The following is a 13577-nucleotide window of genomic DNA, read 5'->3' on the forward strand; positions in this document are numbered from 1 at the left end:
GCGATTCCGCGCAACGAAAAGAATTTTGTTTCAGGAAAGCAGTATTTTCGTCCGCACTCGCAAGACCGGGAGCAGTTCGTTCTCAAACCAGGGATTACGCTTCAGCCAGCCGCTGTTGCGCCAGCTCGGATGCGGCAGCGGCAGCACCGCCGGTGACCGGCCGGACAGAAGGGCGTCGCGCCATGCGCGGACCGTCTCGGTCATATTGTCCTGCCTTTGGTCAGCCATATGCCAAGCCTGCGCATACTGGCCGATGACCAGCACCAATTCGATCTGCGGCATCGCCGAAATCACCCTTTGCCGCCAGAACGGCGCGCATTCGCGGCGCGGCGGTAAATCCGCGCCGTTCTCGTCGTAGCCGGGAAAGCAGAAGCCCATCGGCACGATGGCGAATCGGTCGCGGTCGTAGAAGCTTGCCCTGTCAACGCCGAGCCAGGACCGCAGCCGGTCACCCGAGGCATCATCAAACGGCAGGCCGCTCTCATGCACACGGAGCCCCGGTGCTTGCCCGGCGATCAGGATGCGTGCCCTTGAGGAGATCACGACCACCGGCCGCGGCTCGTGCGGCAGCCGATATTCAGGACCTTTCGCTGGCCTGTCACGACAGATGCGGCAGGAGGCGATCTGGCCCCGTAGCGTCTCCAGCGTGGCTTCGTCGGTCATGCACTTACTCCCACCCGGCGATCTGCCGGATGAACCTGAGGACGCCGTCGAAAGCGGAATTCCGGCGCGCGTGATCGCGCACATCACGCGGTCGCTCGAAAGCTCCGGCCCAGAGGCCCGCCTTCGCGGCCCTCGCCTCGGCCTCCTCCTTGCCATACCCGCCATAGGAGATGGCCATGCCCCGGCGCACCATGGCGGCGTTGATGTCGACGCCCGCCTCGCTCCGGCAGATGACAAGCAGCCTGTCATAGCGGTCGCGCCGGCTGCCCTGGCAAAGCGTTCCCGATGCCAGGAAGCCCTGCAACGCCTCGCGCGCCGCCCGCCCGCAGGCCCAGGCCTTCCCCGCCCGTTCGCAGCTCTGGTTGAGCTCCGGTGCATCGATGCCTTCGAGCCGCAACCGTTCGCCTCCCAATGTCAGACTGTCGCCGTCGGCAGCATGAAAAGCACCCGCACGTTCAATTCTTGCTGCATCGTTGAGCTTGGCGGCAATCAGCGCCAAGAGCGCCAGCAGAGCAAAAGCGGTGACGCCGTCGCGAATCAGGCGCAGGCTCCGTGTCACGCTTTCGCCTCCTTAAAAAACAAATCCTTGGCAAAGATGGCAAACATCTTCTTAAGAATTGCCGGTTAAGCTCTTATCCACCCTGGGATGAAGTTTCAACGTGCACATGAGTACCGGCGTCAGCACATCGACCGACAAGATTATCGTCGACAGGTCGCGCAGCCACCGCAACAAGGCCGTTTCCAAGGCCGTGCGGCAGACGCGCGAACGTCTTCAGTCCGGACATGCGTCCAATTCCTCCTTCGACCGTGACGTGCTCAACATGTATGTGGCGTCGATGCTGCAGGGCGCGACGATCATGCCGCTCTTCGTCGTCATCATCACCGCGCTCGGCGTCTATTTCACTCAAAACACGCAATTGCTCTTCTGGGCGCTGCTGACGCTCACCTGTCACACCGGCAATATCCTGCTTGCGCGGCGCGCGCGCCGGCAGGAAATCACCCCCGAGAGCGCCCGCAAGTGGCGCCGCCTGCTGCTCGCCGGCCAATTCCTGCTCGGCTGCTGCTGGGCCATCTTCGCGCTGCAGGGCTGCGACACCTGTGAGCCGTCGAGCTTCATTCTTTATAAGGGTGCGACGCTGCTGATCGCGCTCTCCGTCACGGCGATGTCGAACTTCATGCTGACGCCCGCCGTGCTCGCCGCCTTCTCGCCGGCGGTCCTGGCGCTCGCCGCCAAGAGCGGCGTGTCGCGCGACCTGCTCGAAATTAGCCTGACGGGACTTTTCACCACCACCCTCGTCTTCTTCAACTATATCAGCGACCGGCTCTTCAAGTCGAACCTCAGGATCCTCTCCTACCAGTCGGAGAAGGACGACCTGATCGCCGAGCTCGAAGTGGCGAAATCGATGTCGGATGAGGCGCGCCGCCGCGCCGAAGAGGCAAACCTCGCCAAGTCCCGTTTCCTTGCCTCCATGTCGCACGAGCTCAGGACCCCGCTCAACGCCATCCTCGGCTTCTCCGAGGTGATGACGGCAGAAGTCATGGGACCGCTCGCCAATCCGACCTACAAGGAATATGCTGGCGATATCCACCGTTCCGGCCAGCATCTGCTCGATCTCATCAACGAGATCCTCGATCTCTCCCGCATCGAGGCCGGCAAATACGAGCTGAGCGAGGAGGCGATCTCTCTTCTCGATATCACCGAAGATTGCATCGGCATGGTCCAGCTGCGCGCCCGCGCCAAGAACATCGCCATTTCGGATCAATTCGAGCGGCAACTGCCGGCCATCTGGGCAGACGAGAAGTCGATGCGCCAGGTGGTGCTGAACCTTCTCTCCAATGCCGTCAAGTTTACGCCGCAGGGCGGCGAGATCCACGTCAAGGTCGGCTGGACGGCCGGCGGCGGACAGTACATCTCGATCAAGGACAACGGCCCCGGCATTCCGGAAGAAGAGATACCCGTCGTGCTGTCGGCCTTCGGCCAGGGCTCGATCGCCATCAAGAGCGCCGAACAGGGCACCGGCCTCGGCCTGCCGATCGTCCAGGCGATTCTTGCCAAGCATGACGGGCAGTTCCTGCTGAAATCGAAGCTGCGCGAAGGCACCGAGGTCATCGCCATCCTGCCCGCCAAACGCGTGCTGCAGAGCCTGCCGGCCGTCGAAGAAGCTCAGGCCGTCGCGCGCAAGCGCAAGAGTTTTGCCTAAATCAGTCGAAAAACAGGTGCTTGCCGAGCACGAAGCCGAGATAGAGGCAGCAGGCGGCGATCATGCAGGTCACCGCGAAGGAGCCGAGATCTTTGGCATGTTTGCCGACGATCGAAATCTCCGGCGAAATCCGGTCGATCACCTCTTCGACGGCGGTATTCATCGCCTCCATCGAAAACAGCCCGAGAAACAGAAGCACCGCGACGACGATCTCGCCGACACTTGCGCCAACGAGCGCCAGCGCGGCGATGGAAACGACGAAGAAACCGAGTTCCTGACGGAAGGCCGCCTCTTTCAGCACCCGCAGGAAGCCCGCCCAGGAATAGCTGGCCGCGGCGAGGAAATGCCGAAATCCGGTCTCTTTCGTCACCGCAGGCTTGGTCAAGACGCCCTCTCCTCTTGCCGTTGCGTCACAGACCCGGGAAGGCTTGCCGTCTCCCCTTCGATGAGCGAATACGCAAATAGCGAATCCCCCTGGGTGGCGCAAGCGAACGCAGGCGGATCAACGGTGCCGACCGCGGGATAGGCGGCGCCGACCGCGGCCTCAATGTTTGTTGGTCACACCCGCCTGGGCGAAGGTCGCCATGCCGGAATGGCAGGCCGCCGCCGCCTTGACGATGCCGGCGGCCAGCGCCGCACCGGTGCCTTCGCCGAGCCGCATGCCGAGTGCCAGAAGCGGCGTCTTGCCGAGCATTTCGATGGCGCGCAAATGTCCGGGCTCGCCGGAGACATGGCCGATCAGGCAATGATCGAGCGCGGACGGATTGGCGGCTTTCAGGATCGCCGCCGCAGCGGTTGCGACATAACCGTCGATCAGCACCGGAATGCGCTCCATGCGGGCGGCAAGAATGGCGCCCGCCATCGCCGCGATCTCGCGGCCGCCGAGCCGGCGCATGATCTCCAGCGGATCGTCGAGATGATCGCTGTGCAGCGCCACCGCCTTTTCCACCGCCGCGATCTTGCGCTCCAGCATCTCGCCTTCCGAACCGGTGCCGGGCCCCACCCAGTCGCGTGCCGAACCGCCGTAGAGCGCATAGTTGATCGCCGCGGCGATCGTCGTGTTGCCGATGCCCATTTCGCCGATGCAGAGCAGATCGGTGCCGCCGGCGATCGCCTCCATGCCGAAGGCCATGGTGGCGGCGCAATCGCGCTCGGAAAGTGCGGCCTCTTCGGTGATGTCGCCGGTGGGATAATCGAGCGCCAGATCGAAGACCTTTAGCCCGAGATCATAAGCGACGCAGATCTGGTTGATCGCAGCGCCCCCGGCGGCGAAGTTCTCGACCATCTGCTGTGTCACCGCCGGCGGAAAGGGCGTGATGCCCTGCCTGGTGACACCGTGATTGCCGGCAAAGATTGCCACCAGCGGCCGGTTGACGGCAGGTGTGCGGCCGGTCCAGGCGGCAAGCCAGAAGGCGATTTCCTCGAGCCGCCCGAGCGCGCCTGGCGGCTTGGTCAGCTGCGCGTCGCGTTCGCGCGCGGCCACCAGCGCCCGGGCATCCGGCCCCGGCAGGTCACGAAGCAGAGTACGGAAATCGTCGAACGGCAGGCCTGAAACGCTCATCTGTGCGGTTTTCCTATGAATCCGGTATTCTTGTCTTTTCCACGCAAATCAGCTTCCTTGCGGGTGGCAACTCTCTTAAAGCGGGCGGACGAGGCGAACAACTCCAAAAGCGCCGCCGCGACCATAAGCCGAGACCACAAGCCGAAACCTCCGGCAGAACGAAGCAGAATGAAGATCAAGGACTATGCGGTCGACACCGCCCGCGCCGTCGCCTTTCTCAGCCGCATTCCGATGCCGCAATCGCTGTTCAAAGGCTATGACGGCAGGCTCGGCCGGCTGGTGCGCGCATTTCCCTTTGCCGGCATCGTCATCGGCGTCGTTCCCGCGCTCGCCCTCCTGCTGCTTTTGGGGCTCGGCGCCGATCCGCTGATGGCCGCCCTGATCGCGCTTTCCGTCCAGGTCCTTATCACCGGCGCACTGCACGAGGACGGCCTGGCAGACACGGCCGATGGCATCGGTGGCGGCAAGAGCCGCGAGCAGAGCCTCGTCATCATGAAGGACAGCCGGATCGGCACCTATGGCGCGATAGCGCTGATCCTCTCCTTCGCGATCCGCGCAGCCGCCCTTGCCGCTATCGCCCGCCATTCCTCGCCGTTTGCCGCCGCCCTTGCCATTCCCGCCATCGCGGCTCTCAGCCGCGGCGCCATCGCCTGGCACTGGCAGCGGCTGCCGCCGGCCAAGGCCGATGGCGTAGCTGCCTCGACAGGCCAGCCGGACGAGGCGGCAATGCAGCTTGCGCTCGCCGCAGCCGGCCTCGTCGCGGCCGTTCTGATCTGGCCTGCCTTCGGCCTGCAGCCGCTCGTCGCCAGCCTGCTCGCCACCGGCATCGCCGGGTTTGCCTTCACCACCTTCATCCGCCGCAAGCTTGCCGGCCACACCGGCGACACGCTGGGCGCGACGCAGCAGATTTGTGAAATCGCCACCCTTTGCGCCCTTGCCACGGCTCTTTGAAACTCCGATATATCGCTCATGCAAACACCCTGCATTCACGTCTGCTCCCTGGTTTCAGCCACCGGATTTTGCGCCGGATGCGGCCGGACTCTTCAGGAAATCGGCAGCTGGATGAGTTACTCCGACACCGAGCGAAGGCGGATCATGGCGCTGCTGCCGGCAAGGCTTGCAGGCGTTGCCGCCGCGTCAAACCACATGAAAACAACTCTCGCCGGGCCGGAGCGGTCTTTATGATCCGTCTCATCGTCTTCCTCGTCGTCATCGGCATCGGCCTTGCCGTGCTGATCGTCAACAATGACAGCGGCCGTATCCTCGGCCTGCAGAGCGATGATTTCGGCCGTGTCGTCTATCTCCTGCCGATCGCGCTGATGCTGTCGGCCGGCATCTGGGCGAGCCGGCGCAGCGTTGGCGAAACAATGCGCCAGATGATGATCTGGCTGGTCCTCATCCTGGCGCTCGCCACTGTCTATCTCTATCGCCAGGAAGCGCTCGGCGTCGGCAACCGGCTGCTGGCCGGCCTCGTTCCCGGCCACGCCGTCGTCGTCACGACAAGCGAGGGCGGCCAGGAGATCATCCTGCACAAGCTGCTGAACGGCCATTTCGAAGCCGATGTCGCGGTCAATGGCCAGACGATCGAGATGCTCGTCGATACCGGAGCCAGCATGGTGGCGCTGTCGCACGAAGATGCCGAGCGGATCGGCATCGACCTCTCCCGCCTCACCTATTCCATGACCGTCATGACCGCCAACGGCCGCGGCCGCGCGGCACCCGTCACACTCGACCAGGTGGCGATCGGCCCGATCGTCCGCAACAATGTCGCAGCCAGCGTCGCCGAGGACGGCCGGCTCGACCAGAGCCTGCTCGGCATGAGCTTCCTGGAAACCCTGGGCTCGCTGCAGATGCAGACTGACGAACTCCGCATGCGCGACTAATTGCGGCCCGCCGCTTTACGGCGGAGACCGGATCTGCCAGCTTGAGCGCAAGAACAACAAGACCACAAAGAGCAAAAAGAAACTCCTAGTCTGGTGGCACCGCATGTTCGACCGGCCTTTGCCCGCGGCGAGGTCTTGACCCATGGGTGCGACAGGAGTTTCGCGATGAGTTCACTCTGGCCGATCGTCATCGGCGGCATTCTGCCCGCCCTGTTCTGGGGCATCACCGCCATCTTTCAGAAGCAGAGCGCTGTAGCCGCCACCGGTTCTGCCGTCTATCTGATCGCCTTCGGCGCCGCCTGCGCGCTCGCCGGCCTGATCGCCGCACTCATCTGTCGCCCTGCCCCCTGGACCGCCGAAGGTCTCGGTTTTGCCGCCACATCAGGCGCCTGCTTTGCCGTCGGCACCGGCCTCATCAGCTTTGCGCTTTTCATTTATGGTGTCCCGGTCTCAAAACTCGCCCCGATCTGGAGCTGCAACGTCCTGGTGACGCTGGCAATCGGCGCCGTCTTTCTCGGCGAAGCCTCCGAGCTCGACACAATGAAGCTCGTCGCCGGCACCCTCCTCATCATCTCGGGCGCCCTGCTCGTCAGCAGCGCCTGACGGGAAACTGGCGCAATACGCAGCAGCGCAAGATGAGCAGTTCGCCGCCAAATGCTCCTGCATTGCAGCGCGTTCTGCTTTGTTGATATCCTGCGTCACAGCGCCTCTGCGCGCCGTACCGGAGCCCGACATGAACCCACGACAATTGCAGACATTCCTTGCGGTGATCCGGCACGAAAATCTCACGCGCGCCGCTGCCGAGGTCAATCTCGCTCAGTCGAGCCTCAGCGACCAGATACAGGCGCTGGAAGAGGAACTGGGCGCAGAACTCTTCCTCCGCTCCCGACAGGGCGTCGTCCCGACAGCCGCAGGCGCGGTCCTCAAGGCCTAAGCCGAAGAGATACTGGCGCTAAACGACGAGGCGAAGGCAGCCATCAGTGCTGCAGCCGGCAATGCCGAACATTCCGTCACCTTGGGTACGCTCGAGACCATCGCCGCCGAGCGGCTGGCGCCCTGGTTGTCACTCTTTCGTAAGAAGAACCCAGACGTCGGCCTCAAGATCAAGATCGGTAACAGCAACGAATTGCTGGCGCAACTGCAGCACGGCTCGATCGATGTCGCCTTCACCTTCGATCGCGGACAGCAGGATGAACGCTTCTTGACGCGCCGAATCTGCAGCGAACCGCTGGTGCTGATTGCCGGCGGCGATTCGCAAGCCCGGCCACCCGCAAGCCTCGCGGCACTGAGCACCGTAACCTTCGTCGCCACCGAAACCGGCTGCGTCTACCGTCACCTGTTCGACACTGCCTTTGCCGAAGCGCAGATTGCAGCACCATCAATCGTCACGGAAGCCGACAGCATCGCGACGATCATCCGACTCGTTGCATCCGGCACCGGTTATGGCCTCGTCCCGCGCCTTGCGGTCGGCCCGGCCGCAGCGCGGGGCGACGTCGTCGAACTGCCATGGCCGGGCAAACCACCCGCAGCCTCGCTGGTGATGATGTGGCGGCGCAGACGTGTGCAGCCGCCGGCGCTTACCCTCCTGCTGCAATCGGCAAGCCAAGAACTCTCGCCGCTCAGACCAGCCGATGCCCGCCTTCGACATGCAGGATAGTGCCGGTGGTAAATCCGTTGCCGATCAGGAAGCGGATCGCATCGGCAATATCATCGGGCCGTCCAACGCGTCCGGCCGGCAGGCGCTGCGCCATCGCATCAAGCGTCGCCTGCTTGGCGTCGCCGGCGACGAAGCTCCAGATCGGCGTATCCACCCATCCGGGCGACACCGCGTTGATCCGGATCGGCGCAAGCTCGATTGCCAGCGCTCTGACCAGGCCTTCCAGCGCCGCATTGACGGCTGCGACCACCGATCCACGCGCCGCCGGCCGGTAGGCCGCGACACCTGACGTATAGGTAATCGATCCTGAGGGCGGCAGACGGACGGCACCATATTTCGCCAGCAGCAGCGGCCCGTAGAACTTGCTTTCGACCACCCGTTGTGCCGCCGTTAGCTCGACCGAAGGCAGCAACTGATAGGAGCCTTCGATATCGGCCGCCGTGCTGACGATGTGATCGACCGGCCCGCTATTGCGGAAGAGCGCCGCGACCTCTTCCTCGCGCGATATATCGACGGCAACCGTCGCCAATCCAGGATGCTCGCCGAGATCGCGGCGAGCCGCCGTAAGCTTATCGTCGCTGCGTCCTGCGATCGTCACCGCCGCCCCTTCCCCGAGCAAACGCCTCGCCAGCGCCAGTCCCATTCCGGAACTGCCGCCAACAATAATGATCTTCGCGCCTTCGATCCTGATATCCGTCATCTGCCATCTCCTTCTCGGCTGATACAGCAGATGCTTCCGATCAGAGCGGAAGAAAAACGGAAGAAACCGATGGTGTCATCGGGTTTTCCGATGGCGCGTGTTCGGGCGATTGATCAGTTCCGCAGCCGGTAACCGGTCTTGAAGATTCCAGCCGAGCGTTCCCAGGCAGATCACCAGGAACACCGTGATCATCGCCAGGCTGATCGCCGGGTTGACGTCGGCGATCCCGTAAAAACTCCAGCGGAAGCCGCTGACGAGATAGAGCACCGGGTTGAGGTGGCTGACCGCCTGCCAGAAGGGCGGCAGCATACTGACCGAATAGAAGCTGCCACCAAGGAAGGTCAGCGGCGGCGGCGAAGCCTCCGAGCTTGACATAATGAAGCTCGCAGCCGGCATCCTCCTGATCATCTCCGGCGCTCTTCTCGTCAGCAGCGCCTGACGGGAAACGGGGCAATGCGCTCAGTACGAGATGAGGACTTCACCGATCCTCGGGCGTCGCCTTACAACCAGCAGAGTCGTGACACCAGAGTCAGCCTCACCGGACAAAATATCGACAGTAGCACGCCGACCGAAGAACTCGATCCGTGATCGCAAATTCTGGAAGGAACAAGGATTGGGCGAGCAATAGATGCTCAATTCACCATGCGTCTCTGAGCCCGGAAACACTGTAATTGCAAGATCAATGCCGAGATCGTCATGCTTGGCGAGACTGCATGCGTCGTCCGGAAGGCATGACACCTCGGCAGAGAAAGGCTCCTTCCCCTCCATCACCACGGCATAGGTAACCTTGATGGGATGGGCGGTCTCCTGCGACAGGCTTTGCTGCGGGATTAGACAATAGATCGAAGCGATTGCGACACATCCAAGCACATTGCTGCTGACCATCATCAGATTGCCCCATGACCGATGACGTCTTGCTGAGCAATCCTTCATGTTGAAATTGCGGCACTTCTTGAGGGCCGGATCAGTTGCGCAGCCGGTAACCGGTCTTGAAGATCCAGCCGAGCGTCCCCAGGCAGATCACCAGGAACACCGTGATCATCGCCAGGCTGATCGCCGGGTTGACGTCGGCAATCCCGTAAAAACTCCAGCGGAAGCCGCTGACGAGATAGAGCACGGGGTTGAGGTGGCTGACCGCCTGCCAGAAGGGCGGCAGCATGCTGACCGAATAGAAGCTGCCGCCAAGAAAGGTCAGCGGCGGCACGACCAGCATGGGAATGAGGTTCAACTGTTCGAAATTGCCGGCCCAGATGCCGATCATGAAGCCGAACAGGCTGAAGGTAATCGCCGTCAGCAGGAAGAAGAGGATCATCATGAAGGGATGCTCGATCCTGACGTCGACGAAGAGATTGGCTGTGAGGAGAATGATGAAGCCGATGAGCATCCCCTTGGTCGCCGCCGCCCCGACATAACCGAGCAGGATTTCGGTCATCGCCACCGGCGCCGAAAGCACCTCGTAGATCGTGCCGGTGAATTTGGGGAAATAGATGCCGAACGAGCCGTTGCTGATGCACTGGCCGAGCAGCGTCAGCATGATCAGGCCGGGCGTGATGAAAGCGCCGTAGGACACGCCCTCCACCTCCTGAATGCGTGAGCCGACTGCGGCGCCGAAGACGATGAAATAGAGCGAGGTCGAGATGACGGGCGAGATGACGCTCTGCAGCAGCGTGCGGCGCGTGCGCGCCATCTCGAAGAAATAGATCGATTTGACCGCTTCGACGTTCATTTGCCCGCTCCCACCAGCGCCACGAAGATATCTTCGAGCGAACTCTGCCGGGTCGACAGATCCTTGAAATGGATATTGTTCTCGCCGAGCCGCGTCAGCAGTGCCGCGATGCTCTCCTGCTCGTTGCCGGCGTCGAAATCATAGGTCAGCCGATTGCCGTCTGCTTCGAGCGTCAATCCGTTGCCGGCAAAACAATCCGGCAAGCGGCTCAGCGGTTCGGTAAGATCGAGAATGAGCTGCTTGCGGCCGAGCTTGGCCATCAGCGCCGCCTTGTCCTCGACAAGCAGCAATTGCCCGCCATTGATGACGCCGACGCGGTCGGCGATTTCCTCGGCCTCTTCGATATAATGGGTGGTCAGGATGATGGTGACGCCGGAGGCGCGAAGCTCTTCGACGACATGCCACATGTCTTTGCGCAGCGTCACGTCGACGCCGGCTGTGGGTTCGTCGAGGAAAAGGATATCCGGCTCATGCGACAGCGCCTTGGCGATCAGCACCCGCCGCTTCATCCCGCCGGAGAGCTGGCGCAGCATATTGTCCTTCTTGTCCCAGAGCGAGAGCGCGCGCAGCACCTTTTCGATATGGGCAGGATTGGCTTTCTTGCCGTGCAGGCCGCGCGAAAAACTCACGGTATTGAACACCGTCTCGAACTGGTCGGTGGTCAGTTCCTGCGGCACCAGCCCGATCATCCCGCGCGTAGCGCGGAAATCCTTCACGACGTCGTGGCCCGCGACCAACACCCGGCCGCCGCTCGGATTGGCGATGCCGCAGATGATCGAGATCAGCGTCGTCTTGCCCGCACCGTTCGGCCCAAGCAGCGCCAGGATCTCACCTTTTTCGACGTCGAGATTGATGCCCTTCAGCGCCTCGAACCCGTTGGCGTAGGTCTTGGTGAGGTTCTGAACGGAAATAATGGGGGCCATGCGGTACTCTTGAGAATTATCCAAGTATTTCACTCGCTATATAGTGCCTTGATGACGCTTTAACATCCTTAGGAACGTGAACAGTGCATTCGCGCCTTGCTAACACCGTTGACGGCGAGGGCGGCGCGCTGACGCGGAAGGGCCCGCTAACGCGGGCGGGTTAGCCGGCATTCGATCTTTGCGAAAAGCCGCCCCCCGCTGAAAAGAAAGACCGCCGCCGGTTTCGGATGTCATCATCCGGTGATCTTAATGCCCGATAAGAAAGCCGAGGCCAGCACCGGCATCCGCCCCGCCGCCCACCCCTTTGCGGAGCCGTCACCGGGTGTTCTCGTTGCGCCCCTTTTTTGCTGCCTCGGCATGTAGTGAAAGTTATTGTTCAGTCACGAAGTGCTTGGAACCGGCTAGTATCCCCTGTCCAGCCGCGTTCGTCTTTAGCCGGCCTTGCGCCGGCTTTCTTTTTGTGTCCTGGGGTTGAGGCACGGATTGGACACCTGCAATGGAGTGGCCGCCCTCGCCCTTCGAGGCCCCTGCGGGGCACCTCAGGATGAGGCTGGAGAGAGGGCATCGGATGGTCAAGCGCCCCCTCACAATTCGTCATAAACAAACCAGTCGAAATCAGCTGTCTTCGCCCGACCCGATGTATCGAAAGCAAACACGCCCGCAAAAGCGCCGGTGAAGGAGCCGTGTTCACCGCGTCCGCCTTCGTCGGAAATCACGCCGGCGTCGAGGATCGGGCCGATCGGCTGCCAGGCGCCCTTGCCTTCGGTCTGCCAGAAGAATTGTAGGTCGTTCTCGCGGATTTCCATGGCGAGCTGGACACGGCCCTCGCTGGCAATCGGAACCCCGCCTTCGGCGGGAAAGCTGAGGCGTCCGTTGGGATAGTCGCCATTGCAGGAGAGGATGGTGACGCAGCGGCCGAGTGTTTCGTGCAGCGTCACGGCAACAGCGTGGAATTTGTGGCGGTTGTAATAATGTGTCAACCCGGCAACCTGCTGATAGGTGTCGGGCGCGAATTCGACCACGGTCTCGGCGCGGAAACTGTGATGCTCCTGTCGGCGGGCAACCAGCGACTGCTCGAACCAGGAGCCGATGCTCTCACGCGCAATCAGACGCAAATGGCCGGGACGATCCGTCAGGTTGAAGATGCGCGCAGGCTCCGGCGTGCGCAGCCACTGGAAATCCGCCGGCAGTGTGCCGCCGTCGAAGTTGTATTCGCTGCGCATCGGCTTTTCCACCGGCACCGCGCCAAAAAGGCCCGGCACGTCGACATCAGGTACGCTGGTGCCATTTTCGAGATAAAGCCAGCCGTCGCCGCGCCAGACGCATTTCTGCAAGGAGGTCTCGCGTCCCAGCGTGCAGCGCCGTTTCGGCGGCAGCGGCCGGCCACAAAGATGGGTGTGATAGGCCTGGCCATCTGGTGTCTCGACATATTGGCCGTGCCCTGCCCTCTGCAGTATCGCGCCCGGATGATCCTTGGAGGTGATGAGGTGCATGTTCGGATGCATCTCATAGGGGCCTTCGATGCTGCGAGAGCGCGCCATGGTGACGGCGTGGTCGTAGCCGGTGCCGCCCTCGGCCGTGGTCAGATAATACCAGCCGTCGCGCTTGAAGAGATGCGGCCCTTCGACCAGGCCGAGCGGACTGCCGGCGAAGATGTTCTTGATCGGGCCTTTCAGCGCCTTCGTTGCGGGGTCCCATTCCTGCAGCAGGATGCCGTCGAAGGCCGGCGATTTCGGCGAGCCGCCGAAGCTCTCGGTGCGGTGGTTCCACTGCATGTTGACGAACCACTTGCGGCCGTCGTCGTCGTGGAACAGCGAAGGATCGAAGCCCGAGGAATTGACATAGACGGGCTCGGACCATTCGCCCTCGATCGAAGGTGAAGTCACGATGTAATTATGCGCATCCTTGAAATTGCCGTCGAAGCGCTTGACGTCGGTATAGACCAGCCAGAATTGCCCGTCGGCATAGGACAGGCACGGCGCCCAGATGCCGCAGCTATCGGGATTGCCGCGCATATCGAGCTGCGATCTCCGCTCCAGCGGCCGGCGCACCAGCGTCCAGTCCACCAGGTCGCGCGAATGATGGATCTGCACGCCGGGATACCATTCGAAGGTCGACGTGGCGATGTAATAATCCGCGCCGACGCGGCATATCGACGGATCGGGATTGAACCCCGGCAGGATGGGATTGCGGATCATGGAAGCGGCCTCCTCCGAGTGGTGGTGCGATTTGCTGTACGTACATCAGATCATAGCAGAAAAGA

Annotated in this window: 14 protein-coding genes and 2 pseudogenes; 6 read left to right on the top strand and 10 right to left on the bottom strand. The window is 62.3% G+C overall.

The annotated features are described in order from the left end of the window. Positions 1-30: 30 nt before the first annotated feature. On the bottom strand, positions 31-663 hold the full coding sequence (locus QMO82_RS13445) for a uracil-DNA glycosylase family protein (RefSeq protein ID WP_183607059.1): 633 nt from the start codon (positions 661-663) through the stop codon (positions 31-33). A gap of 4 nt (positions 664-667) precedes the next feature. Continuing rightward, on the bottom strand, positions 668-1222 hold the full coding sequence (locus QMO82_RS13450) for a thermonuclease family protein (protein ID WP_183607058.1): 555 nt from the start codon (positions 1220-1222) through the stop codon (positions 668-670). Positions 1223-1328: 106 nt separating this feature from the next. Here QMO82_RS13450 and QMO82_RS13455 point away from each other — a divergent pair, with 106 nt between their 5' ends. After that, complete coding sequence (locus tag QMO82_RS13455) at positions 1329-2864, top strand: HAMP domain-containing sensor histidine kinase (RefSeq protein ID WP_183607685.1); 1536 nt, start codon at positions 1329-1331, stop codon at positions 2862-2864. A gap of 1 nt (position 2865) precedes the next feature. Here the strand turns inward: QMO82_RS13455 and QMO82_RS13460 are convergent, their stop codons facing one another. Continuing rightward, complete coding sequence (locus tag QMO82_RS13460) at positions 2866-3249, bottom strand: diacylglycerol kinase (protein WP_183607057.1); 384 nt, start codon at positions 3247-3249, stop codon at positions 2866-2868. Positions 3250-3408: 159 nt separating this feature from the next. Next, positions 3409-4425, bottom strand: coding sequence for a nicotinate-nucleotide--dimethylbenzimidazole phosphoribosyltransferase (cobT, locus tag QMO82_RS13465; protein WP_047610212.1), 1017 nt, complete (start codon positions 4423-4425; stop codon positions 3409-3411). A gap of 168 nt (positions 4426-4593) precedes the next feature. Here cobT and QMO82_RS13470 point away from each other — a divergent pair, with 168 nt between their 5' ends. The 5 genes and pseudogenes from QMO82_RS13470 to QMO82_RS13490 all read left to right on the top strand — a co-directional run bounded on the left by QMO82_RS13470 (position 4594) and on the right by QMO82_RS13490 (position 7965). Then, positions 4594-5376, top strand: coding sequence for an adenosylcobinamide-GDP ribazoletransferase (locus QMO82_RS13470; RefSeq protein ID WP_183607056.1), 783 nt, complete (start codon positions 4594-4596; stop codon positions 5374-5376). An 18-nt stretch (positions 5377-5394) separates the two neighbouring features. Next, positions 5395-5610, top strand: a complete 216-nt coding sequence (locus QMO82_RS13475; RefSeq protein WP_183607055.1) for a DUF1289 domain-containing protein — start codon at positions 5395-5397, stop codon at positions 5608-5610. Beyond that, on the top strand, positions 5607-6308 hold the full coding sequence (locus tag QMO82_RS13480) for a TIGR02281 family clan AA aspartic protease (protein WP_183607054.1): 702 nt from the start codon (positions 5607-5609) through the stop codon (positions 6306-6308). Before QMO82_RS13475 ends, QMO82_RS13480 begins: the two co-directional genes overlap by 4 nt. Before the next feature lie 165 nt (positions 6309-6473). After that, on the top strand, positions 6474-6911 hold the full coding sequence (locus QMO82_RS13485) for an EamA family transporter (RefSeq protein WP_183607053.1): 438 nt from the start codon (positions 6474-6476) through the stop codon (positions 6909-6911). 130 nt (positions 6912-7041) lie between these two features. Further along, positions 7042-7965 (top strand): annotated as a pseudogene (locus QMO82_RS13490) (LysR family transcriptional regulator). Here QMO82_RS13490 and QMO82_RS13495 read toward each other — a convergent pair. The 6 genes and pseudogenes from QMO82_RS13495 to QMO82_RS13520 all read right to left on the bottom strand — a co-directional run bounded on the left by QMO82_RS13495 (position 7928) and on the right by QMO82_RS13520 (position 13512). Then, a complete protein-coding gene (locus tag QMO82_RS13495; RefSeq protein WP_183607052.1) occupies positions 7928-8665 on the bottom strand; it encodes an SDR family oxidoreductase in 738 nt (245 codons plus the stop codon). The pseudogene QMO82_RS13490 and the gene QMO82_RS13495 sit on opposite strands and share 38 nt — an antisense overlap. A gap of 113 nt (positions 8666-8778) precedes the next feature. Then, positions 8779-9016 (bottom strand): annotated as a pseudogene (locus QMO82_RS13500) (ABC transporter permease); the annotation flags it as partial. Between the two features lie 108 nt (positions 9017-9124). Beyond that, positions 9125-9553 carry a hypothetical protein gene (locus QMO82_RS13505; RefSeq protein WP_246718263.1) on the bottom strand — a complete coding sequence of 143 codons (429 nt, stop codon included), beginning with the start codon at positions 9551-9553 and terminating at the stop codon, positions 9125-9127. 76 nt (positions 9554-9629) lie between these two features. Continuing rightward, positions 9630-10391, bottom strand: coding sequence for an ABC transporter permease (locus QMO82_RS13510; RefSeq protein WP_183607051.1), 762 nt, complete (start codon positions 10389-10391; stop codon positions 9630-9632). Next, a complete protein-coding gene (locus QMO82_RS13515) occupies positions 10388-11314 on the bottom strand; it encodes an ABC transporter ATP-binding protein (protein ID WP_183607050.1) in 927 nt (308 codons plus the stop codon). Before QMO82_RS13515 ends, QMO82_RS13510 begins: the two co-directional genes overlap by 4 nt. 584 nt (positions 11315-11898) lie before the next feature. Next, positions 11899-13512 carry a glycoside hydrolase family 43 protein gene (locus QMO82_RS13520; RefSeq protein WP_272782401.1) on the bottom strand — a complete coding sequence of 538 codons (1614 nt, stop codon included), beginning with the start codon at positions 13510-13512 and terminating at the stop codon, positions 11899-11901. Positions 13513-13577: the final 65 nt, after the last annotated feature.

Origin of the sequence: Rhizobium sp. BT04, from assembly GCF_030053135.1 — a bacterium.
Lineage (GTDB): Bacteria > Pseudomonadota > Alphaproteobacteria > Rhizobiales > Rhizobiaceae > Rhizobium > Rhizobium binxianense.